The sequence below is a fragment of the Sandaracinus amylolyticus genome (assembly GCF_021631985.1).
Lineage (GTDB): Bacteria > Myxococcota_A > Polyangia > Polyangiales > Sandaracinaceae > Sandaracinus > Sandaracinus amylolyticus_A.
Map to the genome: position 1 here is coordinate 8,395,129 of NZ_CP070225.1, position 22,679 is coordinate 8,417,807.

A 22,679-nucleotide genomic window follows, 5' to 3' on the forward strand; every position below is an offset into this window, starting at 1 on the left:
CGGTCGAGGGCGCCAATCTCAGTAACGGGGACGATGCCCCAAGCCGCCTGCGGCGACCCTCTCCCGAAACCGCTGACCGGCAGCCCTACCACGGCGGGCGATCGGCCGGTGCACTAGATACAAGCCGGCCGCGAAGAGGAACGCGAACAGGTTCTGCCAGTAGTGCCCCGTCGCCTCCATCGCGACGAACACGTCGGCAGGCTCACCGAGGAGCGAGCGCAGTCGGTCGTACCCCGACGCATCCTCGGAGAACGGCGTCGGCTTGCACACCGGCTTGCCGGCCTCGTCCACGATCGCGACCACGTGCTTCTCCGAACCGATGTCGATTCCGACGAATCTCATGTTCCTCTCGAGCTCGTAACTGCGTCCTTGGGAGCCTCGGAGCCGAGCTTCGTGCCCATGCTTGTCCATGCGAGGACGGTGGACGAGCCACGCCTCTGGATACCGTTCGAGCAAAGAAACTCGGTCGAGGGCGCCAATCTCAGTAACGGGGACGATGCCCCAAGCCGCCTGCGGCGACCCTCTCCCGAAACCGCTGACCGGCAGCCCTACCACGGCGGGCGATCGGCCGGTGCACTAGATACAAGTCCCTACCGGAGTGCTCGTCCCGGCGGTCCCGGACGGGAGCGCGCGAAGCGCGCGGAGGGCAGGGACCGTCGGGCGAGCCGATTTTCGGCAGTCCTCACCGGGGTGCTCGTCCCGGCGGTCCCGGACGGGAGCGCGCGAAGCGCGCGGAGGGTAGGGACCGTCGGGCGAGCCGATTTTCGCAGTCCCTACCGGAGTGCTCGTCCCGGCCCGGACGGACCGGCGGAATCGACTGATCTCGCGCGGGCTGCTAGACGTTCGCTCGACGCGCGCCGCCGCGCGTCGACGATGACCGCCTCTCTCTGATCCACGTCACCGCATCTCGCGCAGCGAGCACGCCTCTCGAGCGTGCGCGCGTGATGCTCACGTCGGCTCCGATGAGAGAGAAGGTTCGTATGAGAAAGCTGAAGTACCACGTCGGGCTCACGCTCGACGGGTTCCTCGCGCACGAGGACGACACGTACGAAGGGTTCCTGAACGAAGGCGAGCACGTCGACGAGTTCTTCGACTCGTTCCGCACCAGCGACATCGTGCTGATGGGCCGCAAGACCTACGAGGTCGGGCTGCGGATGGGCGTGACCAGCCCCTATCCGATGCTCCGCCAGTACGTGTTCTCGCGATCGCTCGAGCGCTCGCCCGACCCCGCGGTCGAGCTGGTGCGCGACGATGCCGCGGGCCGCGTGCGCGCGCTGAAACGAGAGGACGGCAAGGACATCTGGCTCTGCGGCGGCGGTGAGCTCGCGAGCACGCTGCTCGAGGCCGACCTCGTCGACGAGATCATCGTGAAGCTCTATCCGGTCGTGTTCGGCAAGGGCATCCCGATGTTCGCGCGATCGCTGCAGCGCGCGCTCTCGCTGCGATCGACGAAGTCGTACGCGAACGGCGTGCAGCTGCTCACCTACTCGGTCACGCGCTGATCCGATCGCGCTCGGCGAGGGCATCTCGTCCTCGCCGAGCGCGCGCTCGTGACGAGTCGCGCCCGGTGCCGCCAACCACGAATCGGGGGGGCGTGATGGGCGGGTCACGTGATCGCGCCCCGGCGCGATCGAGTAGCCTCGTCGGAGTGACCGCTGCAGCGCGCTCGCGCGACGCCCCGTTCGTCGTGCCCGATCTCGAGGCGCCGATCGATCTCGAGTCGCGCCTCGCGCGTTGTCCGGTCGCCGAGGTGAAGGGCCTCTTCTTCGAGCCGATCGCCGAGCGCACCCGCCGCATCGGCAAGCCGGTGGGGCGCGCGCGTTATCTCGCGTTCCGCGGCTATCCGCTCACCGAGTGGCTCGCGTTCCTCGCCGCGGCCTCGCACGCGCTCTATCCGACGTTGCCTCCGCGCGAAGGCCTGCGTCGCGTCGGCTGGGGCGCGTACGACGGCTTCGTGCAGAGCACGGTGGGCGCGGTGCTCTTCGGGCTCGCGGGCAAGAGCCCCGAGCTCGCGGTGCCGCTCGTCGGGCGCGCCTACGAGCTCGTGCGCGCCCACGGCGTGGTGCGGATCCTCGAGCACGGCCCGGGTCGCGCGGTCTTTTCGTACCGCGACTTCTGGGACTGGCCCGACGCATGGCACCTCGGTGTGCTCGAGGGTGCGCTGCGCGTGTTCCGACTGCGCGGCGACGTGCGCGTCCGCGTGCACGGCGAGCGCGACGCGGATCTCGAGCTGCGTTGGCGGTAGACCGAGCGCGCTTCGCGAGGGTCCGTCTGCTACCCTCGCCCGGCGTGAGCGATCCGCCGTCCGTACCGCCGCGTTCGATCACGCCGCAGGCCTCCGCGGATGCTCCTTCCGCGACCGGCCGCGGCCCGCTCGCCGAGGTCTACGCGCGCGAGCACAAGGCCACGCGGCTCCTCGCGATGTCGCTCGACGCGCCGGTCTCGCCGTCGATCTCGCTGCGCGCGCTGGAGCACGGCACCGATGCGCGCGAGCACGGCTACGGCTGGGGCTTCGCGTGGTACCCCGAGGCCGGTCCCGCCGCGCTGGTCATCAAGGACCCGACGTCGATCGGCGAGAACCCGATGACGAAGCTCCTGCGCGACTGGGAGCGCTTCCAGTCGACGGTCTTCGTCTGCCACCTGCGCGGCGCCGCGCGCACGCTGAGCGAGCAGGACACGCACCCGTTCGCGCACAACTGGGCGGGGCGCTCGTTCGTGCTCGCGCACAACGGCGATCTCTTCGGCGACCTCGAGGTGCAGCTCCCGCTCGAGCCCTCGAGCGCGTTCGCGCCGATGGGACGCACCGACAGCGAGCGCGCGTTCTGCTGGCTGCTCGAGCGCATGCGCACCTGCGGCGCGAAGCGTCTCGCGGAGATCGGGTGGGAGCGCCTGCACGAGTGGTTCCGCGAGCTCGACGCGCTCGGCACCGCGAATTTCCTGTTCACCGACGGCATCGACGTCGCCGTCTATCGCGACGCCGAGGGCTACAACACGCTCTACTCGCTGCGCCTCGCGCCGCCCCACGCGTCGACGATCTGGCGCACGCCCGACATCGACGTCGACCTCACCGACGCCGAGGATCGCAACCGCACCGCGGTGCTGTTCTCCACGATCCCGCTCTCGCCCAAGCCCCAGCCGGTGCCCGCGGCCGCGAAGACCCCGACGCCGGTCCCGCCGAGCCCGCAGTGGGTCGCGATGACCGAGGGGCAGATGCTCGTCGCGCGTCGCGGCTCGATCATCTTCGACTCGCACGCCGGGCCCAGCGCTGCGCGCCGCATCGTCGCGCCGCCGCCGGTCGGGCTCGATGCGGGAGAGCGCGTCTCGCGTGCGCCCGAGGCCCCCGCGATCGTCATCACGCCCGAGAAGAAGGGCCGCGTGATGACGGTGCTGCACGAGACGATCTACCGCTACGAAGAAGCGGTCGAGCGCAGCAAGCACCTCTTCCGCCTGCAGCCCTGCCACGACCTCGGGCAGGAGCTGATCGAGTACTCGCTCGAGCTCAACGCGGGCGGCCTGCGGCGCGCGTACGACGACGTGTTCGGCAACCAGGTCGTGCGCGCCGAGATCGAGCAGCCCTACGAAGAGCTGCGCATCACCTCGCGCTCGAAGGTGCGCATCCTCCACGAGCCCTCGGCGGATCTCGATGCGCCCGAGCGTCGCGTGACGATCCCGCTCGTGTGGATGCCCTGGCAGCGTCAGATGATGACGCCCTACCTGCTGCCGCCCGAGCTCCCCGAGACGCAGCTGCAGGAGCTCGTCGAGTTCGCGATGAGCTTCGTCGAGCGCCAGGACGGCGATCTCGCGCAGACGCTGCTCGACATGAACACGTCGATCTACCGCGACTTCAAGTACGTCTCGGGGTCGACCACGCTCGCGACGACCGCGTACGACGTCTACTGCTCGCGCACCGGCGTCTGTCAGGACTTCGCGAACCTGCTGATCTGCCTGGCGCGACTGCTCGGGATCCCCGCGCGTTACCGCGTCGGCTACATCTTCACCGGCGGCGCGGGCCGCTACGAGAACACCCAGCAGTCGGACGCGAGCCACGCGTGGGCCGAGCTCTACCTGCCCTGGGCGGGCTGGACCGGCTTCGACCCGACGAACGGCGTGCTCGCGGGGCGCGACCACGTGCGCGTGGCCTGCGGGCGCAACTACCGCGACGCGACCCCGACCAGCGGCACGCTCTACAAGGGCGGCGGCGGCGAGACGCTCGAGGTCGCGGTGAAGGTCGAAGAGGTCGAGCCGTAGGCGCTCGACCTCTTCGACGCGACCTTCACGGGCCGATCGCGTCGGCGAGCATCCGGCGCGACTGGCGCTCCGGCGTCACCTCGATCAGCGGGCGGAACTGAATCGTCTCGGGGTCGTACGCGAAGATCTCGCCGCTGCCGATCTTGTAGACCCACGCGTGCAGCCGGAGCTTGCCCGCCGCGAGCTTCGCCGCGACCGACGGATGCGTGCGCAGGTTGACCATCTGCTGCAGCACGTTCTCCTGGATCGCGACGTTCAGCTTCTCGTCGGCCGGACGATCGGCGTAGACGCTCTGCATCACCCGCCGCGTGGGCTCCGCGTGGCCGAGCCACGCGGTCACCGCGGGCAGCCCCTTCGGGGGCTCGGGCTCGAGCAGCGCCTTCATCGCGCCGCATCCCGAGTGACCGCAGACCACGATGTCGGCGACGCCGAGCACGTCGATCGCGTACTCGATGGTGCCCGCCTCCGAGCATCCCTGGGGCGAGTAGGGCGGGACGATGTTGCCCGCGTTGCGGACGACGAAGAGATCCCCGGGCTCGGTCTGCGTGAGCAGGTTCGGCTGGATGCGGGAGTCCGAGCACGTGATGAAGAGGGCCTGGGGCGACTGGCCGGATGCCAGCTGGCGGAAGAGCTCCCGATGCTCTTCGAACACGTGGTCTCGGAACCGCTGGAACCCCGTCACGAGCTTCTTCATCGTCACCTCTCGTGGCGGCGATGTGGGGTGGCGACCGACAATGACGCCAAATCCCGACGCGCCTCGGCATCGTGAATACCACAGGTCGCGCCAGGTCGACACCCCGCTCGGGGAAAATTTCCTCAACAGGTGTCACATGCACCGACACCGGTGCACCCGGTCGCGTTGCTGCACCCCGGAGGGCACTGCACCGGGCTCCGACTCGGACAATCCGCGCCCGCGCTGCATGCCACGTCGCATGCGCACGAGGTGTCGCACGACACGCCGCCCGAGCAGGACCCGTCGCCCGAGCACGCGACCGAGCACGCGTTGGCGCCGCACTCCACGCCGAACCCGCAGCTCCCGGGCCCGGGGCAGCCCACCGCGCAGCCCGTCGAGCTGCCGCACGAGATCGGCCCGCACGAGGTGTCGCCGATGCACTCGATCGAGCACGGCGCCGCGCCGCAGACCGCGCCGAAGAAGCAGCTGCGATCCCCCTCGCAGCGCACCTCGCAGCTCGAGGACCCGGCGCAGTCGATCGCGGTCATGCAGCCCTGGCGCGCGACGCAGCGCACCTGGCAGGGCATGCCGGTCGGACAGACGATCACGGGGAGCTCGTCGCCGATGATGCGGCACACGCCGCCGGCGCAGCCGTCGTTGCACACGCTCGGGCAGCTCGTGGTCGCGTCGGGAAGGCTCGCGGCATCCGGGTTCAACGGCAGGAACGCATCGACCGGCGCGTCCGTGGGCACTGTCGCGTCCTCGGGCGTCGTGGTCGCGTCGGGCGCTGGGACCCGCGCGTCGAAGCCGCCCGCGTCACCCGCCTCGAGCGCGCTCGGATCGAACCCGATGCGGCCGCAGCCCGCGGCCGCGCACACCCACAGCACCGTGCACCAGAGCACGAGCTCGGCCCGACGCGCCCTCACCGCCTTCCGAGGATACCCGAGATCGTCGTCCTCATCCGCCACGCGTGTAGATGTCCGGATCCAGCCGTTCCATGAAACGTCGTGGCTCGCGCATGGGCCCGAAGCCGTGCTGCGCGTAGAGCCCGTGGGCATCGAGGGTGCCCAGCATCCATCGCCGCACCTCGTGCTGCCCGGTGCTCACCTCGACGAGCCACTTGCCGAGACCGGAGCCTCGCGCCTCGGGCAGCACGAACACGTCGCACAGATAGGCGAACGTGACCTCGTCGCTGATGACGCGCGCGTAGCCGAGCTGGCGCTCGCCGCGATAGAGCCCGAAGCAGCACGAGAGCTCGATCGCGCGCTCGACGCGCGCGCGGGAGATGCCCTTCGCCCAGTACGACTCCTCGCCGAGGAAGCGATGGACGAGGCCCACGTCGAGGCGCGTCTTGTCGGTGTCGATCTCGTGCTCGCCCTTCGTCCACTTCATAGGACGAGCCTACGGGCGCGCCGTGGTGCTCGCCGTGCGCCAGGTCGTCGATGTCGCGAGGACCGCTGCTACGGATTCTGTAGCGCGAGCCCGCGTCGGGTCGCGGCGAAGCGCAGCGCGAGCTCCGAGGGCGCGCGGCCCGTCATCTCGCGGAGCTCGGCGATCATGTGCGCCTGATCGAAGTAGCCGGCGTCGCGCGCGATGACGCCCCACGCCGGGCGCGGCGTGCTCGCGCGCAGCATCGCGAGCGCGCGCTGGAAGCGGACGATGCGCAGGTAGTGCTTGGGCCCGACGCCGACGACGGCGTCGAACGCGCGGCGCAGCTGGCGCTCGCTCAGGCCCACGTGCGCGGCGAGCGCGTCGACGCGCGGCAGTGTCTCCATCGCGTCGATCGTGCGGGTGGCGCGGCGCACCGCGGAGGAGGCGGCGGGCTCGAACACACGATCGCTGGAGAGCCGCGCCTCGAGCGCGGAGATCATCAGGCGCGCGCGGGCCTCGTCACCGCGCGCGCCGGCGAGCGCGTCCTGGAGCGCGCGCCCGCTGCCGCCCCAGAGCGTCTCGACCGAGGTGTGGCGATCGGTGAGCTCCGACATCGGCATGCCGAAGAACGGGTAGGCGCCCGCGGCGCGGAACCGCACGATCACCGCCGACGCGAGCGGGCTCGACTCCTTGCTGATCGCGCGGGTGCGGGTGCCCATCGCCCCGGCCTCGGCGCCGCGTCCGTCGATCTGCACGACGAGCTCGGTCTTGCCGTCGGGGAGCCGCTCGTAGCGCAGGCGTGCGAGGTCGGGCGCGTCGATCACGCGCACGCACTCGACGAAGCGCGCGAGCGAGCGGGGCGGAGCGAACGCGCGGGTCGTCAGCACGATCGCCAGCATGGTCGTGCCGGCGCGCGGGAGCACGCGGGGATGGCCGATTCTTCCAATCGGCGGAGCGCGCGGGGCGGCATCTCGATCCCCATGCACACCGACGATCCGAGACGGGCGATCGTGACCGAGGCCTTCGCGCGTGCGGCCGAGGGCGACTTCGAGCGCTTCTTCGCGATGCTGGGCGACGACTGTCGCTGGACGATCAGCGGCACCTCGCGGTTCTCGCGCACCTTCGCGAGCAAGCCGGTGATCCTCGAGCAGCTGATCGCGCCGCTGCGGTCGCGCATCGAGGGCGCGATGCGGATCATCGCGTCGCGGGTGATCGCCGATGGCGACGTGGTGGTCGTCGAGGCGCGCGGCGACAACGTGACGAAGAAGGGCGTGCGCTACGACAACCAGTACTGCTTCGTCATGCGCTTCGAGGGCGAGTGCGTCGCGGAGATCACCGAGCACGTCGACACCGCGCTGATCGATCGCGTGTTCGGCTGACGGTGCGTCGAGGTGGGCGCGCGGCGCTTGATCCGTTCGCGGCGCACGGGCGTATGATCCCCTCGAATGGCCCGACGGCTCGCTGCCTTCTGGACCGCTCTCGCCCTCGCGCTGGCGCTGCCGAGCGTCGCAGGGGCGCAGGACGGAACCCCACCCCCGTCCTCCTCGCCATCGTCGTCGCGTGACGCCGAGGCGCGCGCGCTCTTCGAGGCGGGACGCGTCGCGTTCGCCGACGGACGCTTCGAGGACGCGCTCGAGTACTTCGAGCGCTCGCACGAGCTCTCGGGCCGGCCGGAGCTGCTCTACAACATCGGCACGAGCTCGGATCGTCTGCGCCGCGAGCGCGAGGCGGTGACCGCGTTCGAGGCGTACCTCGAGGCACTGCCCGATGCGCCCAATCGGCGCGAGGTCGAAGGCCGGCTGCGGGTGCTGCGCGAGGAGATCGCGCGCGAAGACGAGCAGGCGGCCGCGGTCGCAGCGGCCGAGGCGGCGGCGGCGCAGGACGCGGCGAGCGCGCCGATCGCCGAGCCCGCGGGCGAGACGGCCGAGCGCGACGAGGGCGGCGAGGACGTGCTCACGGCCTGGTGGCTGTGGACGATCATCGGGGTGGTGGTCGCGGGCGGCGTCGCGGGGGCGGTGGTCGCGGCGACGGTGGCGCAGGAGGACGTGTATCCGCCCTACACGACCGGCGACGGCGGGGCGATCGCGATCACGCTGACGGTGCCGATCCCGTGATGCGCGCGATCGTCGTCCTGGGGATCCTCGCGAGCAGCGCGCTCGCGAGCGGGTGCTCGTGCGAGAACCTGCGCGCGAACACGCAGGTGATGGCGACCATCGACGCCGAGCCCGGCGTGCGCGACATGGCGCGCCAGCTCGTGGTGCGCGTCTACGGCGCGCCGGGCGGGCAGAGCGGCGTGCCCGACACGCTGGTGCAGGAGTTCCCGTTCCCGGTGTCGGCGAGCGACGGCTGGCCCACGACGGTCGCGCTCGCGCCCGAGGGACGCGACGCGTCGCGCCGCTATCGCATCGAGGCGGTCGCGCAGACCGCGTCGGGCGCGGCGATCGCGACGGTGCGCGCGATCAGCGGGTACGCCGAGGAGCAGACGCTCTGGCTGCAGCTGCTCCTGCTCGATGGGTGCATCGGGGTGACGTGCGAGGACCCCGGGCAGACCTGCATCGGGCCCGATCAGTGCGGTGACGCGACGATCGACGTCGAAGATCTGATGCCGTGGGCGCGCGACGCGGGCACCGGCGACGGGAGCGTCGGTGACGGCGGCGAGTGCGATCCCGGCGCGTGCGACGACAGGCTCGCGTGCACCACCGACTACTGCGACGAGAACGGGCAGTGCGCGCACACGCGGAGCGCCGCGATGTGCGACGACGACAACCCGTGCACCGACGACGCGTGCAGCGGCGATCCCACCGACGGTCCGAGCGGATGTGCGTACGTGAACAACACGCTCGACTGCGACGACGGCGTGTTCTGCAACGGGCTCGATGCCTGCACCGCCGGCGAGTGCGTGCACGCGGGCGATCCCTGCGGCGACACGCTCGAGTGCGAGGAAGCGGGCGACCGCTGCCTCGGGTGCGCGCGCGACGAGGAGTGCCCGGCGCGCATGGAAGGCGCGTACGGCGCGTGCGTGTACGACAGCGCGTGCGACGAGGACGCGATCCAGACGCGCACGGTGCGCACCTTCGGGTGCGTCGACGCGGCGTGCGAGCCGAGCGACACCGAGGAGACGCGCGCGTGCTCGCGCGACACCGAGGGCGCGGGCTGCGGCGAGACGAGCTACGGCGAGTGGTCGACGTGCGGCGGGTTCGACGACGCGTGCGACACCACGGGCACCGAGTCGCGCTTCCGCTACGAGGCGACGTGCACCGAGGGCCTGTGCTTCTCGGTCCCGACCACCGAGACCCGGCCGTGCAGCCGCGCGACCGACGATCTGCCGTGCAGCGACGGGCTCGCGTGCAACGGCACCGACAGCTGTCAGGGCGGCTTCTGCGTGGGCACGGCGTGCATGGACGGCGGCATCGGGTGTGACGCGGGGACGTGCTTCGACGGCGTCGCGTGCACCGTCGACTCCTGCGGCGTGAGCGGGTGCCTGCACGTGCCGAACGACGCGCTCTGCCCGCCGGGCGCGGCGTGCGAGATGGTGCGCTGCGACTCGTTCGCGGGATGCGTCTACGACCGCTCGCGCTGCAACGACGGCGGCGGCCCCGTCGCGTTCGAGGGCGGCGTGATGACGTCGCCCGACGGCGCGATCGCGGTCGAATGAGCCCTTGCCGGAGTGCTCGTCCCGCCGGTCCGGGACGGGAGCGCGCGAAGCGCGCGGACGGTAGGGGCCGGCGGGCGAGCCGATGTCGACACTCTCGAGAATTCAATGGTTCATGTCGGACCACTTCTTCGCGGCGCGCGCGAAGAGGTAGAGGCCGATCACCGAGGTCACGCCGATCGCGGCGATCGGGAGCCACACGACCCAGGGATCGTAGGTCGCCCAGAGCAGCTCGGTGACCGCCGCTCCGTCCTGGTGGAGCGCGTCGCAGAGCGTCTGGAACGCGGCCTCGCGCGTGACGCCGGTCGCCTGCTCGAGCGTGAGCGGATCGCCGTTCCACGACACGTCGCGCCCGAGGAGCTGGTCGTGCTCGGCGAGATAACGCTGCGCGAGCATCGCCTTCTCGCCCCAGTTCGCATAGAGCCACGCCGAGAGCTGCGCGCCGAGCGCCTGTCCGACGCCGACCGGGATGTTCACGTAGCCGAGGTAGAGCGCCTTCTTGCCGGGCGGCGCGACGTAGCCGAGGTACTCGGTCTTCTTCGGGCCGGTGAGCATCTCGCCGAGCGAGAAGAACAGGATGCCGAGCAGCAGCATCCAGCCGCTGGTCGTGAGGCCCGACGCGAGGATGCCGAACGTCGCGACGATCATCCCGCCGAGCATCGCGGTCAGCGTGCGCAGCTTCTTCACCGCGCGGCTGATCGGGATGACGAGGATGACGATCAGGAACGCGTTGAGGTTGAGCAGGTGCTCCTGCTCGATGTGCGTGCCGCGCCCGAGATCGACGGTCCAGCGCTCGGGGATCGGGAGCGCCGCGATGACGCCGCGGCTGTCGACCCAGTCGGTGATGAAGAAGGGATGGAAATCCCAGAGCTGATACATCATCAGCCAGAAGCCGCTGAGGCAGAGCAGGAAGAGCAGCAGCCGCGCCTGGAAGAAGTTGGTGAACGTCTCGACGAGCACCGTGCCCAGCGGCTTGTCGAGATCGGCGCCCGAGGACTGTTCACGGTAGGTGAACAGCATCCCGTAGTTGAGCGCCGCGATCGCCGCGCATCCGTAGAACACCGCGGGCCAGCCGACTTCCTTCAGGTAGTTCGCGAAGGGCGGGCCGATCATCGCGCCGACGTTGACCAGCCAGTAGAAGATGCCCCAGCCGACCGAGCCGTTGTCCTTCGTGAGGTTCTGCGCGAGCGAGCCCTGGATGCCCGGCTTGAAGAGCGCGGTGCCGGTCGCGAGCAGCATCGCGCCGGTGAAGAACGGCCAGTAGTCGCGCGAGACCGCCATCAGCAGGTAGCCCGCGACCTTCAGCGTGATCGAGACGAAGATCGTGTTCTTGTAGCCGTAGCGATCGGCGATCCCGCCGGTGAACGTCGGCAGCCACGACTGGAAGATCGCCCACCAGAAGAAGATCGTCGCGCGATCCGCCTGGCTCCAGTGCAGCCCTCCGGGCGCGTCGGCCTGCGCGATGTAGATGCCGATCACGACGCGCAGGCCGTAGTAGGCGAGGCGCTCGAAGCCCTCCATCGTGCAGAGCATCCAGAAGGCCCAGCCGAGGCCCTTCTTCTGCGGCTCGATCGTCGCGTCGTTCGTCATGGGAGCCGGCGAGGGTACCGGACCCCGCGGCTCAGCGTTCTCGCGGTGTGAGACGACGCGCAGCGAGGATGGCGAGGACGAGCAGCACGAGCATCCAGGGCGGCGCGGTGCGCACGCCGGGCGCGCGGCAGTTGCAGCTCTCGACGGTGCGGCAGTCGAGGTCGAGCCCGCCGCGGGGATCGGGGTTGCACGTCTCGGGCAGCGAGCCCGGCGGGTAGATCGTGCAGAGGCCCTCGATGTCGTCGGCGGCGAGATCGCGCTTGTGGGTCTCGCTGGGATCGGCGTCGAACCACATCGTCGCGAGCGGATCGTGCGGCGAGTGCGCGAGACCGAAGTAGTGGCCGAGCTCGTGGGTCAGCGTGCTCTCGAGATCGATGAAGCGCGGATCTTCGCAGCCGGTCTGTGGGCAGTCCGCGTAGATGCCCAGCGCTTCGTTGACCTCGATGTCGGCGTCGAGGATCGCGCCCCCGGCGCCGAACCACACCGAGGTCACCGCGTACGCACGCGGATCGTGGAGGCGCTCGTCGGCCCAGCCCTCGCCGACGAAGAGCAGCGAGTGCACGTTGCCGCCGGAGCCCGAGTGCGATGGGCGTATGCACTCGTCGGGCTCCTCGAGCAGTGTGACGTCGAGGCCCGGTGAGCCGCCGTCGCAGCGCACGTTCTCCCAGGTCGCGATCGAGCGCTGGAGGATCGCGGCGAGCTCCTCGCGCGTGAAGTCGTGCGAGGGCCGTGCGGCGCTGATCGTCATCGTCGTGCAGCGACGTCGCCACGCGAGCGGGAAGGTGCGCTCGAGGTCGGGCACCTCGCACTCGAGCGGAGCGCCGATCCACGCGCACTCCCCGGAGTCGGTGCAACCCTGGCCCGTGAGGCAGTCGCTCGCGCCCTCGCACGGACGTGGGGTGACCATCCGGCACCACGCGCGCGCGCTCGCCGGCACGAGCGCGAGCACGAGCGAGAGCGCGAGCGGTGCGAGGCGCATCGCCGCGATCCTAGCCACTGCGGCAGGGCGCAACACCCGCCTTGCCGCGAGCGCGCCGGGGCCCATCTCGCAGACCGATGCCGGACTCGGGCTCGATCGGTAGCGTGGTGGTCCACGTGCGCGGGCTGCGTCGGGAGCGCGGCGTGGCGCTCGTGGCGCTCTTCGATCCGCACTCCGCCGCGGAGCGCTCGCGCGAGCACGCGCTCCACGTGGGAGCCGCGCCGATCATGGGCGGCAACGCGGAGATCCTGTTCCGCGACGTGCGCCCCGGACGTTACGCGGCGAGCCTCGTGCGCAGCGAGGACGACGTCGATCACGTGGGCGTGCCGACCTACGCCGACGTGGTGTTCGAGGCCGAGGGCGACGAGACGCACGTGGAGCTGACGCCGCACGAGACGCTGCACGCGCCGTGAGCGCGCTACGCTCCTCCGGGTGGACGCGCCGTACGAGGAGCACCTGCCGCGCGCCGCGCTCGCGGGTGTGATCGACCGGGTGTGGACCAAGCGCGAGCGCATCGGGAGCGAAGCGCGCGTGCTGCCCGACGGATGCGTGGACGTGATGTTCCACCTCGGGACGCGGCCGCGCGCGGTGGTGGTGGGCGCGATGACGAGCGCGCGCGTGGTGCCCGCGACGCCGCGCGACATCGTCGCGGTGCGGTTCCGACCGGGCGGCGCGGCGCGTTTCGTCGATGCGCCGATCGACACGCTCACCGACGCGCACGTCGAGCTCGAGGCCCTGGAGATCGACGCCCGCGCGGTGATCGACGCGCTGATCGCGGCCGAGGCGATCGAGGCGCGGCGGGAGATCGTCGAGTCGTTCGTCGCCTCGCGCGTGCTCGCCGCACCGGCGATCGATCGCACGACGACCCGGGCGATCGCGCGGCTGGTCGCGCCGGATGCGCCGCGGATCGCGGCGCTCGCGGACGAGCTCGGGATCACGCGGCAGCACCTCGCGCGGCGGGTGCGCGCGGCGGTCGGGCTCGGGCCCAAGGAGCTCGCGCGGATCGCGCGGGCCCAGCGCGCCATGGCGGCGATCGCCCGCGGTGATCGCGATCACGCGGCGCTCGCGATCGAGCACGGCTACTCGGACCAGGCGCACCTGGCGCACGAGCTCGGCGCGATCGCGGGGATGACCCCGGGCGCGATCGCGCGGGCGCGAGGTTCCATTTCTCCAATCACCAGCGCGTTCGACGTGGCAGAGGAGCGCGCATGAAGATCACCGCGAACCTGATCGTGCCCTCGATCGAAGCGTGCCTGCCGTTCTGGATCGATCGGCTCGGATTCACCAAGGTCACCGAGGTGCCCGAGGACGAGACGATCGGCTTCGTCATCCTGGTGAAGGACGGCGCGGAGCTGATGCTGCAGTCGGAGCGCTCGCTCGCGAACGACGTCGCGGGCGCGCCGCGCGACGGCTACCGCACCGCGCTCTACGTGCACGTCGCGTCGCTCGCCGAGGTCCAGCGCGCGCTCGCGGGCTACGACGCGATCGTCGTGGCCGAGCGCACGACGTTCTACGGGGCGCGCGAGACGATCGTGCGCGACCCCGCGGGCAACGTCGTCGCCTTCGCCGAGCATCAACCGTCGAGCGACCACGCGTAGGAGCGCTCGACCTTCGCGACGTCGACCTGGTACTCGCGGTACCAGGCCGCGCGGCCCTGGTGCTGCGCGGCCTGGTGCTCGAGGTGCTTCTTCCACCGCACGATGTGCTCGACGTCGGGCCAGTACGACACGGCGATCTCCTGATCGCCCTCCGAGGTCGCGGTGAAGCCGAGGCAACCGAAGTCGGAGAACGCGAGCTCGCGCAGGCGCGCCGCGGTGGTGGAGTACGCGTGATCGAACGCCCTGATCCGCGCGCGGAAGACGACGACGTACACGCGCGGGCTCTTAGCACGCCATCTCGATCGCCTCGGTGACGTGGATGCGGATCGCACGCTCCGCGCCCTCGAGCGCAGCGACGTCGGGCCCGTCCCACACGATCTCGGCGTCACCGGTGAGCGCGACGCGCGCCCCGGTCTCGAAGTCGACGACGACGAGCCCGGCGCGCGGATCCACCGCGAGGTTGCCCAGCGTGTTGAAGTGCGCGTTGCCCCGATAGTCGGGGATCGTGATCACGCCCTCGCGCACCCGCACGAAGCCGGGCGCGCCGCCGCGATGCGAGACGTCGACGCCCTCGATCGTGTCGCCTCCGCCCGCGCTCGTCGCGATGAAGAGCGTGTCGGTGCGCTCGATGCGCGCGATCGCGTCGCGCGAGAGCGATGCACCGCGCGCGACGACGCGCGGCGGAGGCGCGGTCACGAACCCCGGCGTGCGCACGTGGATGTACTGCGGACAGTTGCCGAAGCTCTGTCCGACCTCGAGCGCGAAGCCATCCTCGCCGGCGCGCACGATCGTCCCGTTCACGCGGTTGCGTCGCCGCGTCTCGAGCTGGATCCCGAGCAGACCGAGCGGCGCTCCGACCGCGAGGTGATCACCGAGCGGATCGCCGGGCGCGGCGCGCGCGTGCACCTCGAGCGTACGCAGATCCGGCGAGGACACGAAGCCGGGCGGCCCCACCAGCAGCGAGGCCCACGGCCGGCCTCGCGCATCGAGGCTGCCGACCACCATGAACGGCAGCTCCGCGTAGAACGTGCGGTGCTGGTCGGGCATGAAGTCGCGGATCACCCGCCGCCCCTGGCGCTCGACGCGCTCGCGCACGCCGAGCCGCTCCTGCACCGCGCGCTCGCCCGCGTGGAAGGGCGACTCGTCGCGCGACCAGCCGGGCGGCGGCGCGCTCATGCGACCGCGCTCGCCTTCATCGCGACGAAGCCGGGCAGCGCCTCGATGCGCTCGAGCCACGCGCACACGCTCGGATAACGCTCGAGCGAGATGCCGCCCTCGGGCGCGTGGCGCGTGTACGAGTAGAGCGCGACGTCGGCGATCGTCGGGGTGTCCGAGACGAGGAAACGTCGCGACCCGAGGTGCGCCTCGAGCACCGCGAAGAGCTGCGCCGCGATCTTCGTCGCGCTCTCGTGATCGCGCGGCGCGCCGAACACCTTCACGAGGCGCGCGATCCCGGGTCCCTGCACCAGCGGTCCCGCCGCGACCGAGAGCCACCACTGCACGTGCGCCGCGTCGCGCGCGTCGCTCGGGAGCCAGCGCCCGCTCGGGTCGTAGCGCTTCGCGAGGTAGACGAGGATCGCGTTGCTGTCGGGCAGCACGAAGTCTCCGTCCTCGATCACCGGCACCTGGCCGAACGGGTTCTTGCGCAGGAATTCTGGGGATTTCTGGGCGTTCTCGCGATGTCGACCTCGACGAGCTCGTAGGGCAGCCCGAGCAGCGAGAGGAAGAGCTCGACGCGGTGCGAGTGTCCGGAGAGCGGGTGGCGATGGAGGAGGATCGGCTTCGTCATGTCGCGCACCATGGCGTGCGACGCGCGGCGCGAGAACGACGCTCTTGACAACGCACTCTTGCGCTCCGCGGAATGACGCGCGTGGATCGCCTCGAGGCCATGCGCGCGTTCGTCGCGGTCGCGGAAGAGCGCGGCTTCGCGCCCGCGGCGCGTCGCCTCGCGATGTCTCCGCCCGCCGTCACCCGCGCGATCGCGTCGCTCGAGGAGCGCATCGGCACGCGCCTCCTGCATCGCACCACGCGCGTGGTGCGGCTGACCGACGCGGGCGAGCGATACCTCGCGGACTGCAAGCGCATCCTCCGCGATCTCGAGGACGCCGAGACGATCGCCGCGGGCCTGCACGCCGAGCCGCGGGGGCGCCTCGCGGTGACCGCGCCCGCGACGTTCGGTCGCCTGCACGTCGCGCCGATCGTGCTCGAGCTGCTCACGCGCCACCCGCTGCTCTCGGTGCGCGCGCTCTTCGTCGATTCGGTCGTCGATCTCGCGGAGCAGGGCATCGACGTCGCGGTGCGCATCGGGCACCTGCCCGACTCGTCGATGCGCGCGGTGCGCGTCGGCACGGTGCGCCGCATCGTGTGCGCGTCGCCCGACTACCTCGCGCAGCACGGCACGCCGCGCGCCCCCGCAGAGCTCGCGGATCGCGAGCTGATCGCGTTCTCGGGCACCGGCGCGCTGCGCGACTGGACGTTCGAGTCGGAGGGCGAGACCCAGGTGATCACGCCGCACGCCCGCTTGATCGTCAACGGCGCGGAGCTCGCGATCGCCGCCGCGCTCGCGGGCCACGGCCTCACGCGCGTGGTCTCGTACCAGGTCGAGCACGAGCTGCGCGCGGGCCGCTTGGTGGTCGTGCTCGAGGACCACGAGCCTCCGCCGATCCCGGTGCACGTGGTGCATCGCGAGGGCCGCGCGGTCGCGGCGAAGGTGCGCGCGTTCGTGGACCTCGCGACGACCCGACTGCGTGCGGTGCTCGGCGCGGAGTGAAGGACGTCCGGAGGAGCCCGGACGTCCTTCGGCGTCTCACCAGCTCACGACGTACGTGCAGCTCTCGCCGCCCTTCGCGCGGCAGCCCTCGTTCGCGTCGTGGGTCACGGTCGCGCCCGGCTCGAAGCGCTGCGCCATGCCGCGGATGAGCCCGAGATCGAAGCGGCACGGGTACGGATTGCCGCACACCAGGCGTGCCTCGTTCTTGCCGGGCACCGCCTGGTACCCGTAGTGGCCGATGCCCTCGAGCATCGTGCCGGTCGACGGGTCGAACATCGGCGCGCCGTCGAGCTTGTGGTTCATGTGGAACGCGACGTCGATCGATGCGAGCGCGCCGCGCACGTCCTTGATGTTCGGCGGGAACACCGCGTGCGACGGGATGAGCGAGCCCACCTTCTCGAGGCCGCGCCCGCCGAGCAGCGTGTCGATCTTCTTGTAGGCGATCAGGTAATCGCGCACCGGGTACCAAGCGTTGGGATCGACCGCGAGCGCGCCGGTCGCGTCGCGCGTCTGGACCTTCATGACCTCGAGCAGCGTGCTCACGAGGACCGAGAAGCCCTTCACGGCCTGCACGATCGACACGACGCTCGCGCCCGAGACGGTGATGTTCGAGAGCGGGCCCATCACCGGTGCTCCTTCGCGACCCGCTGCGGGGCGGTGCGCTTCTTCTGGGTCACGTGCTTCGCGCTCTGCAGATGCGCGAAGCACTCCTCGAGCCCGTCGCGGAGCGTGCCGCGCGTGACGACGTCGCGGAGCTCCACGCCCGCGTGGCTCAGCGTGTCGGCCACGCGGGGGCTGATGCCGGTGAGCACGCAGAACGTCCCGAGCAGCCGCGTCGCCGCGACCATCTGGAGCAGGTGATGCGCGGTCGCGGTGTCGACCATCGAGACGCCGGTCACGTCGACGATCGCGCAGCGCGCGCCGCCTTCGGTGATGCGATGGAGGAGCCGATCGGTCATCTCCTTCGCGCGCTCGGAGTCGAGCTCGCCCACCACGGGCACGGTGATGATGTCCTCCCAGAGCTCCACGACCGGCGTGGAGAGCTCGCGGATCGCGACGCGCTGCCGCGCGATCGTCGCGAGCTTCGCCTCCAGCTCGACGCGTGCGGCCTCCAGCTTGTGCATCGACGCCTCGCTCTCGCGGACCGATGCGTGGAGCTGACGCGCGAAGAGGTTGATCGTCTCTTCGAACGACGAGAACTCGTCGTCGTGATCGCTCGGGATGAGGTGCTCGGCGGGATCGAATTCGCCGAGCGAGATCATGGCCAGGACGTCGCGGATGCGCTCGATGCGGTCGACGTGCACTTCGACCGCTGGGGACTTCGGATGGGTCATGTGTGGAGTTACAGCTCCCTTGAGAGAATCCGGGTGTGCCCGATCGGCGCCCGTCCTTCAAGGGAGACAGCGACCCACCTCGGTGACCGAGGGTGAGAGCCGCGTGATCGTGCTCGAGCTGCTGGTCGCCGGCTCCACGAGCGACGTGCTGGATCGGCCGACGAGCACGCGCACGCGGCACGCGGGACGAGCACGAGGGACGCGCACGAGCAGGAGCACGTGGTGCGGGCGAACGCGAAGCGGAGCCCGAATCGATCGGGGCGAGTGCGAAGCAGAGCCCGAATCGCGAGCGTCGGGGCCGCGGCGAAGCGCGGACCCGTCGCGAGCCATCTCACCATCCCCCAACGAATCGGCAGAACCGCGGTGCCGGGCGGGTGGGGGTGGGTCCGCCGCCCTCGTGCGACGGGGGCTCGCAGACTCCGACCACACACTGACGACAGCATCGCGGCAACCGCGCGAAGCGCGCGCCGCGATGCGCCCACCAATACCCAACGCTCTCACCGCGTTCGTGCAGCAGCCCGCGAGCACCGGGCGGCGGACCCACCCCCACCCGCCTCTCGCCGAGACCTCCTCAGCCGTCCTCTTCCGCGAGAACCACGACGCGATCGCCCGGCTTGGGCATGAACGGCGCCTGACGATTCATCGGGTTGAGCACCAGCCCGAACTTCTTCTCCGGCGCTTCCTCGTAGATCTGCACGCCCATCATCAGCTCGCCGCGCGCCTTCGCCGCGAGCATCAGGTACTCGATCGACACCGGCTGACCCGGCGGCGCGTAGAGCTCGATCGGCTTCACGTAGACCTCGCTGCCCTCGCTGCGCAGCAGGTCCTCGAGCACCGCCTGGACGCGCGGCTCGTACGTGATCTGCGCGAGGACCATCGAGACCATCTCGTTCGAGATCACGATGTCGTTGATCTGCGTGGTCGCCGCGAGCTCGCGGTTCTTGGGGTCGAGGATCTCGCTGCACACCCGCTGGTTCGGCGCGAGCCCCGAGCGACGACGCGCATCGCGCAGGAGCAGCAGCGCGATGATCGCGCGGGTGTCCGCGTCCTCCGCGCTCGTCCCCTCGACCTGATCGCCGAGCACCATCACGAGCGGGTAGTTCTGCGGGCCGAGCTGGTCCATCAGGTGCCGGCTCGTGAACTGCCCGACGAGGTGTCGGAGCTGCACCGTCTTCACGTCGCCGACCTTCTCGCTGATCTCCGTGGCGCGCTCTTCCTCGGGCAGGTTGTTCACCAGCGTCAGCGTCGAGCCCGGCGCGACGTAGTCGTCGAACTCCTTGATCATCGGGTGGATCTTCGGGTTCCACCCGAGCACCAGCATGTGCTCGACGCGCTTCTGCGCGTTGGACTGCAGCACCGGCATCGACGCGAGCGAGAGCGGACCGGCGTACGGCTTGTGCTGGACCGACGCGTCCTCCGCGAGGATCAGCAGCTCCTCGTCGGGCCCGATCACGTGATCCGCCGGCGGGTTCAGGGTGTGCCCCGAGCCGTTCGCCTTCGCGATGCCGACGACCATGCCGTTCGGGAAGTCGAGCAGGATCTCGCCGAAGCGACGCCCCACCACCGGCGGGATCTTCTTGAAGTGGATCTCGTTGCCCTCGAAGCGCAGCAGCTCGTCGTAGACCAGCGAGAGGCCGCTGATGCGCGCCGTCTGCAGGATGATCTTCGAGATCATCTCGTTCGTCTTCACGACGCGCGCGCGGTGGTTGCTCGCGATGATCGCGAGCTCCTGGTTGTGCGACTGCATCACCTCCGCGGTCACGCGCAGGCCGTCGGTGCGGCCGCGCGCGTCGGGATGATTGAAGATCGCCATCAGCGTCTTCATGATCCGCGCGTCGGCCTTGTCGGGATCGTCGACGTCGGCATCGTCGACCAGCACCACGATCGCCTGGGTGCGATCGAAGCTGACCTTGGCGAGATCGTTCAGCACGACGCTCGAGCCGGAGCGGACGACGAGCTTCACGCGGTGCTGGTACTGCACCTTGTCGTAGAGCTTCTCCTCCATCTCGACCTTGTCGCGCTCGGCCATCACGACGACGGTGATGCGGCCCTTGGGCGCGTAGGCCTCCGCGAGCTGGTCGATGACCGAGTAGATCTTCTCGCTCCAGCCGAGCACCAGGAAGTGCCCGTCCTCCATCACCGGCGCGCCGGTCTTCCGGATGTCCTCGAGCGCCTGCTGGAAGTTGCCGGCGAGCGCGGAGATCAAGAGGCCGGCGACGATGACGCCGAGGATCGAGGCGACGGTCGAGATCGCGCGGTTGCCGACGCCGCTGTCGCCGGTGAAGGTGCCCGAGTCGATCACGCGACCGAAGTAGAACCAGCTCACCTCGTAGGCGCGCTCGACGACGCTCCCGCTGAAGCCGTCCTCGATGCCGAGGCCGAGCACCAGCCCGACGAGCGTGAAGCCGACGACCAGCGCCATCGTGAGCACCGCGAGGAAGAGCAGCTGCTTGCCCGCGCCTCCGCCGATGAACTCGTTCGCCCGATAGCGGAGCTTCGCCCTGAACCCTCGCTCGATCGCCATCTCCCTCGGCCTCCGATCGACGTCGATCCCACCCCAGCGCCCGTCCTCGCGTCCAGCGCGAAAACGATACCCACCCGGTACTGGTGAGCGAGGTACGCGGAATCGCCGGGGATCCTCCCCGTCGCGCCCCGCGCGATCAGAGCAAGGGGCGGCCTTCGAGCTCGGCGCGGAGGGCGGCGACGCGCGCCCGGATCGCGGCGTCGTCGATGCCGCGCGCCTGCAGCGCGCCGATGGTCGTCAGGGTCGCGTCCGCGTCGGCCGCCGCGCCCGCGCGGAGCACCGGCACCAGCGCGCCGAGCGCCGCATCGGAGAACGAGCCCGACTCGATCGAGGCCGTGATGCCGCGCATCGTCGCGCCGTCGAGCTCTTGCTCGGCGAGCGACGCGAGCGCGGCGTCCTGCACGTCGATCGTCGTGTCACGGGTGAGCTCGAGGAGGCGCTCGCGGGCGCGCTCGGTGCGGGTGCGCCCGAGGCCCCGCGCGACCGCGACGCGCACCACCGGCGCATCGTCGCGCGCGTGGCGCTCGAGGGATTCGGTGTCGCGCGGATCGGCGGCGCTCGCGAGCGCGGTGATCCAGTGCGCCCGGCGCGCGGCGTCGGGCTCGCGCTCGAGGCGTGCGCCGAGCTGTGCGCGTGCGTCGTCGGCGGCGCGGGGATCGTGGGGCGCGATCCGGCGCGCGACGTTGCCCAGCGCGTACGCGGTCGCCATCTCGAACGTGGGATCGACGGGGTGCTCGAGCCGCGACGCGAGGTGCGCGGCGAGCTCGCTCGGCGGCTCGGGCAGGAAGGCCGCCCGCTCGAGCATCTCGCCCTCGAGCGCGGTGCCGAGCACCGCGGGGCTCTGCACGATGCGCAGGATCGCGTCGGCACAGCCTGCCTCCGCGAGGAGATCCAGGATGAGACGGCGCGCTGCGTCGGTCGCGTCGCTCGCCGCGAAGAGCGACTCCAGCTCGCGCGCCGACTCCGGATGCGCGCGCAGGTGACCCACGGCGCGCCACACCGAGCGCGCATGATCGGGCAGCAGACCGCCCTGACCGTGGATCGCGATCAGGGTCGCGAGCTCCTCGCGCGTCATGCCCTCGGCCTGCGCCTCGTCGAGGCGACGCTCGAGATCGTCCGAGACGATCGGCTCGCCCGGCGCGTGGGCGATCGTGCGCGCCGGGGCTCGCAAGGTCGCGACGCGCGCGCCGGTGCGCGCCATCGAGAGGCGGGTGCGCACGCGCGCGTGGCGCGCGCCGTCCGCGCTGGTCCAGTCGATGCGCTCCTCGCCCTGCAGGCGCACGAGGCCCTGGGTGTCTTCTTGGATCCGTTGCTCGCCGTGCACCCGCGCGCGATCGACGGGCTCGTCCTGCGCGACGTCGAGCAGCTCGTACGCGTCCCATCGCCGCACCCGCTCGCCGTCGTGCTCCTCGACGTGGCGGGCGACGATCCCGTGCGCGGTGCGCTCGCGCGTCGCGGTGCCGTGCTGCGACTCGAGCGCGAGGAGCTCGAGCAGGTGCATCGCGATCGGGCTCGTGCCCTCTTCGCGCTCGAAGCGCACGACGCTGCCGTGCTCGTCGTGCTCGACGACGAGCACGTGACCGGCGAGCGCCTCGCGCGCGGCGTCGTCCGACGCGAGCACGTGCCCACCGCCGATCCGCAGCTCGGCGCGCGCGACGTCGATCAGCGAGAGCGCCTCGCGCCGCCCTCCGAGCGGGCGCACCGCGAGCGTGCCCTCGAGATCGAGCACGCCCGCCTCGCCCGCGCCCTCGCCGAGCCGCTTGTCGTCCTCCTGGTGGAGCTCGACGCGATAGACGAGCTCGTCCTCGGGCGCATCGCTGCGCGCGGGACGCGTCGCGCGCGATTCGCTCGCGGCATCACGTGACGCGAGCCACGCGCCGAGCGCGGAGAGGACGAGGAGGACGACGAGACCGGATCGGACGGGGCGGGACAAGGCGGGC

The 22,679-nt window shown here is 71.1% G+C and carries 23 protein-coding genes and 1 pseudogene; 10 read left to right on the forward strand and 14 right to left on the reverse strand.

Annotation, left to right across the window (positions count from 1 at the left end; genetic code table 11):
• Nucleotides 1-18: 18 nt before the first annotated feature.
• Nucleotides 19-342: an IS110 family transposase gene (locus I5071_RS35550; protein ID WP_236517793.1), complete on the reverse strand. Its 324-nt coding sequence runs from the start codon at nucleotides 340-342 to the stop codon at nucleotides 19-21.
• 638 nt (nucleotides 343-980) lie between these two features.
• Here I5071_RS35550 and I5071_RS35555 point away from each other — a divergent pair.
• From I5071_RS35555 to I5071_RS35565, 3 genes are all read left to right on the forward strand, one after another.
• On the forward strand, nucleotides 981-1,502 hold the full coding sequence (locus tag I5071_RS35555) for a dihydrofolate reductase family protein (protein WP_236517794.1): 522 nt from the start codon (nucleotides 981-983) through the stop codon (nucleotides 1,500-1,502).
• A gap of 146 nt (nucleotides 1,503-1,648) precedes the next feature.
• Entirely contained in the window at nucleotides 1,649-2,245 is a 597-nt protein-coding gene (locus tag I5071_RS35560) for a DUF2378 family protein (protein WP_236517795.1), read from the forward strand.
• Between the two features lie 44 nt (nucleotides 2,246-2,289).
• Nucleotides 2,290-4,248 carry a class II glutamine amidotransferase gene (locus tag I5071_RS35565; protein ID WP_236517796.1) on the forward strand — a complete coding sequence of 653 codons (1,959 nt, stop codon included), beginning with the start codon at nucleotides 2,290-2,292 and terminating at the stop codon, nucleotides 4,246-4,248.
• A 25-nt stretch (nucleotides 4,249-4,273) separates the two neighbouring features.
• On the opposite strand, the gene I5071_RS35570 is transcribed toward I5071_RS35565, so the two are convergent.
• The 4 genes from I5071_RS35570 to I5071_RS35585 all read right to left on the reverse strand — a co-directional run bounded on the left by I5071_RS35570 (nucleotide 4,274) and on the right by I5071_RS35585 (nucleotide 7,191).
• On the reverse strand, nucleotides 4,274-4,942 hold the full coding sequence (locus tag I5071_RS35570; protein WP_236517797.1) for a carbonic anhydrase: 669 nt from the start codon (nucleotides 4,940-4,942) through the stop codon (nucleotides 4,274-4,276).
• A gap of 122 nt (nucleotides 4,943-5,064) precedes the next feature.
• Nucleotides 5,065-5,847 carry a hypothetical protein gene (locus tag I5071_RS35575; RefSeq protein WP_236517798.1) on the reverse strand — a complete coding sequence of 261 codons (783 nt, stop codon included), beginning with the start codon at nucleotides 5,845-5,847 and terminating at the stop codon, nucleotides 5,065-5,067.
• Nucleotides 5,848-5,878: 31 nt separating this feature from the next.
• On the reverse strand, nucleotides 5,879-6,313 hold the full coding sequence (locus I5071_RS35580; RefSeq protein WP_236517799.1) for a GNAT family N-acetyltransferase: 435 nt from the start codon (nucleotides 6,311-6,313) through the stop codon (nucleotides 5,879-5,881).
• Nucleotides 6,314-6,381: 68 nt separating this feature from the next.
• On the reverse strand, nucleotides 6,382-7,191 hold the full coding sequence (locus tag I5071_RS35585) for a helix-turn-helix domain-containing protein (protein WP_236517800.1): 810 nt from the start codon (nucleotides 7,189-7,191) through the stop codon (nucleotides 6,382-6,384).
• A 111-nt stretch (nucleotides 7,192-7,302) separates the two neighbouring features.
• Here I5071_RS35585 and I5071_RS35590 point away from each other — a divergent pair, with 111 nt between their 5' ends.
• From I5071_RS35590 to I5071_RS35600, 3 genes are all read left to right on the forward strand, one after another.
• The gene (locus tag I5071_RS35590) at nucleotides 7,303-7,671 is read left to right on the forward strand and encodes a nuclear transport factor 2 family protein (protein ID WP_236517801.1); all 369 of its coding nucleotides are present in this window, start codon (nucleotides 7,303-7,305) and stop codon (nucleotides 7,669-7,671) included.
• A 66-nt stretch (nucleotides 7,672-7,737) separates the two neighbouring features.
• On the forward strand, nucleotides 7,738-8,406 hold the full coding sequence (locus tag I5071_RS35595; RefSeq protein WP_236517802.1) for a tetratricopeptide repeat protein: 669 nt from the start codon (nucleotides 7,738-7,740) through the stop codon (nucleotides 8,404-8,406).
• Complete coding sequence (locus I5071_RS35600) at nucleotides 8,406-9,947, forward strand: hypothetical protein (protein WP_236517803.1); 1,542 nt, start codon at nucleotides 8,406-8,408, stop codon at nucleotides 9,945-9,947. The genes I5071_RS35595 and I5071_RS35600 overlap by 1 nt, the downstream gene beginning before the upstream one ends.
• A gap of 102 nt (nucleotides 9,948-10,049) precedes the next feature.
• On the opposite strand, the gene I5071_RS35605 is transcribed toward I5071_RS35600, so the two are convergent.
• Nucleotides 10,050-11,534: an MFS transporter gene (locus I5071_RS35605; protein ID WP_236517804.1), complete on the reverse strand. Its 1,485-nt coding sequence runs from the start codon at nucleotides 11,532-11,534 to the stop codon at nucleotides 10,050-10,052.
• A 31-nt stretch (nucleotides 11,535-11,565) separates the two neighbouring features.
• On the reverse strand, nucleotides 11,566-12,513 hold the full coding sequence (locus I5071_RS35610; RefSeq protein ID WP_236517805.1) for a matrixin family metalloprotease: 948 nt from the start codon (nucleotides 12,511-12,513) through the stop codon (nucleotides 11,566-11,568).
• Nucleotides 12,514-12,590: 77 nt separating this feature from the next.
• Between I5071_RS35610 and I5071_RS35615 the strand changes: the two genes are divergently transcribed.
• From I5071_RS35615 to I5071_RS35625, 3 genes are read left to right on the forward strand one after another with little or no spacing between them, the layout of a single operon-like run.
• The gene (locus I5071_RS35615; RefSeq protein WP_236517806.1) at nucleotides 12,591-12,926 is read left to right on the forward strand and encodes a DUF2141 domain-containing protein; all 336 of its coding nucleotides are present in this window, start codon (nucleotides 12,591-12,593) and stop codon (nucleotides 12,924-12,926) included.
• A gap of 19 nt (nucleotides 12,927-12,945) precedes the next feature.
• Nucleotides 12,946-13,725, forward strand: coding sequence for a DUF6597 domain-containing transcriptional factor (locus I5071_RS35620; protein WP_236517807.1), 780 nt, complete (start codon nucleotides 12,946-12,948; stop codon nucleotides 13,723-13,725).
• On the forward strand, nucleotides 13,722-14,111 hold the full coding sequence (locus I5071_RS35625; RefSeq protein ID WP_236517808.1) for a VOC family protein: 390 nt from the start codon (nucleotides 13,722-13,724) through the stop codon (nucleotides 14,109-14,111). The genes I5071_RS35620 and I5071_RS35625 overlap by 4 nt, the downstream gene beginning before the upstream one ends.
• Here the strand turns inward: I5071_RS35625 and I5071_RS35630 are convergent.
• From I5071_RS35630 to I5071_RS35640, 3 genes and pseudogenes are all read right to left on the reverse strand, one after another.
• The gene (locus tag I5071_RS35630; protein WP_236517809.1) at nucleotides 14,087-14,386 is read right to left on the reverse strand and encodes an antibiotic biosynthesis monooxygenase family protein; all 300 of its coding nucleotides are present in this window, start codon (nucleotides 14,384-14,386) and stop codon (nucleotides 14,087-14,089) included. The genes I5071_RS35625 and I5071_RS35630 overlap by 25 nt on opposite strands.
• Before the next feature lie 10 nt (nucleotides 14,387-14,396).
• Entirely contained in the window at nucleotides 14,397-15,287 is an 891-nt protein-coding gene (locus tag I5071_RS35635; protein ID WP_236517810.1) for a pyridoxamine 5'-phosphate oxidase family protein, read from the reverse strand.
• Nucleotides 15,284-15,900: pseudogene (locus I5071_RS35640) on the reverse strand (glutathione S-transferase family protein). The gene I5071_RS35635 and the pseudogene I5071_RS35640 overlap by 4 nt, the downstream one beginning before the upstream one ends.
• Before the next feature lie 81 nt (nucleotides 15,901-15,981).
• Here I5071_RS35640 and I5071_RS35645 point away from each other — a divergent pair.
• Nucleotides 15,982-16,881 carry a LysR family transcriptional regulator gene (locus tag I5071_RS35645; RefSeq protein ID WP_236517812.1) on the forward strand — a complete coding sequence of 300 codons (900 nt, stop codon included), beginning with the start codon at nucleotides 15,982-15,984 and terminating at the stop codon, nucleotides 16,879-16,881.
• Between the two features lie 36 nt (nucleotides 16,882-16,917).
• Here the strand turns inward: I5071_RS35645 and I5071_RS35650 are convergent, their stop codons facing one another.
• The 4 genes from I5071_RS35650 to I5071_RS35665 form a co-directional block, all read right to left on the reverse strand.
• On the reverse strand, nucleotides 16,918-17,505 hold the full coding sequence (locus tag I5071_RS35650; RefSeq protein WP_236517813.1) for a hypothetical protein: 588 nt from the start codon (nucleotides 17,503-17,505) through the stop codon (nucleotides 16,918-16,920).
• Nucleotides 17,505-18,215, reverse strand: coding sequence for an STAS domain-containing protein (locus I5071_RS35655; protein ID WP_236517814.1), 711 nt, complete (start codon nucleotides 18,213-18,215; stop codon nucleotides 17,505-17,507). Before I5071_RS35655 ends, I5071_RS35650 begins: the two co-directional genes overlap by 1 nt.
• A gap of 571 nt (nucleotides 18,216-18,786) precedes the next feature.
• A complete protein-coding gene (locus I5071_RS35660) occupies nucleotides 18,787-20,739 on the reverse strand; it encodes a CASTOR/POLLUX-related putative ion channel (RefSeq protein WP_236517815.1) in 1,953 nt (650 codons plus the stop codon).
• A gap of 136 nt (nucleotides 20,740-20,875) precedes the next feature.
• Nucleotides 20,876-22,672, reverse strand: a complete 1,797-nt coding sequence (locus tag I5071_RS35665) for a HEAT repeat domain-containing protein (protein ID WP_236517816.1) — start codon at nucleotides 22,670-22,672, stop codon at nucleotides 20,876-20,878.
• Between the last annotated feature and the right edge of the window lie 7 nt (nucleotides 22,673-22,679).

Bases quoted from the DNA above. Each gene is read 5' to 3' on its own strand.
- I5071_RS35550 (WP_236517793.1), bottom strand. From the start codon at position 342: ATGAGATTCGTCGGAATCGACATCGGTTCGGAGAAGCACGTGGTCGCG.
- I5071_RS35555 (WP_236517794.1), top strand. From the start codon at position 981: ATGAGAAAGCTGAAGTACCACGTCGGGCTCACGCTCGACGGGTTCCTC.
- I5071_RS35570 (WP_236517797.1), bottom strand. From the start codon at position 4,942: ATGAAGAAGCTCGTGACGGGGTTCCAGCGGTTCCGAGACCACGTGTTC.
- I5071_RS35580 (WP_236517799.1), bottom strand. From the start codon at position 6,313: ATGAAGTGGACGAAGGGCGAGCACGAGATCGACACCGACAAGACGCGC.
- I5071_RS35585 (WP_236517800.1), bottom strand. From the start codon at position 7,191: ATGCTGGCGATCGTGCTGACGACCCGCGCGTTCGCTCCGCCCCGCTCG.
- I5071_RS35595 (WP_236517802.1), top strand. From the start codon at position 7,738: ATGGCCCGACGGCTCGCTGCCTTCTGGACCGCTCTCGCCCTCGCGCTG.
- I5071_RS35600 (WP_236517803.1), top strand. From the start codon at position 8,406: ATGCGCGCGATCGTCGTCCTGGGGATCCTCGCGAGCAGCGCGCTCGCG.
- I5071_RS35605 (WP_236517804.1), bottom strand. From the start codon at position 11,534: ATGACGAACGACGCGACGATCGAGCCGCAGAAGAAGGGCCTCGGCTGG.
- I5071_RS35610 (WP_236517805.1), bottom strand. From the start codon at position 12,513: ATGCGCCTCGCACCGCTCGCGCTCTCGCTCGTGCTCGCGCTCGTGCCG.
- I5071_RS35615 (WP_236517806.1), top strand. From the start codon at position 12,591: ATGCCGGACTCGGGCTCGATCGGTAGCGTGGTGGTCCACGTGCGCGGG.
- I5071_RS35625 (WP_236517808.1), top strand. From the start codon at position 13,722: ATGAAGATCACCGCGAACCTGATCGTGCCCTCGATCGAAGCGTGCCTG.
- I5071_RS35635 (WP_236517810.1), bottom strand. From the start codon at position 15,287: ATGAGCGCGCCGCCGCCCGGCTGGTCGCGCGACGAGTCGCCCTTCCAC.
- I5071_RS35650 (WP_236517813.1), bottom strand. From the start codon at position 17,505: ATGGGCCCGCTCTCGAACATCACCGTCTCGGGCGCGAGCGTCGTGTCG.
- I5071_RS35655 (WP_236517814.1), bottom strand. From the start codon at position 18,215: ATGACCCATCCGAAGTCCCCAGCGGTCGAAGTGCACGTCGACCGCATC.
- I5071_RS35660 (WP_236517815.1), bottom strand. From the start codon at position 20,739: ATGGCGATCGAGCGAGGGTTCAGGGCGAAGCTCCGCTATCGGGCGAAC.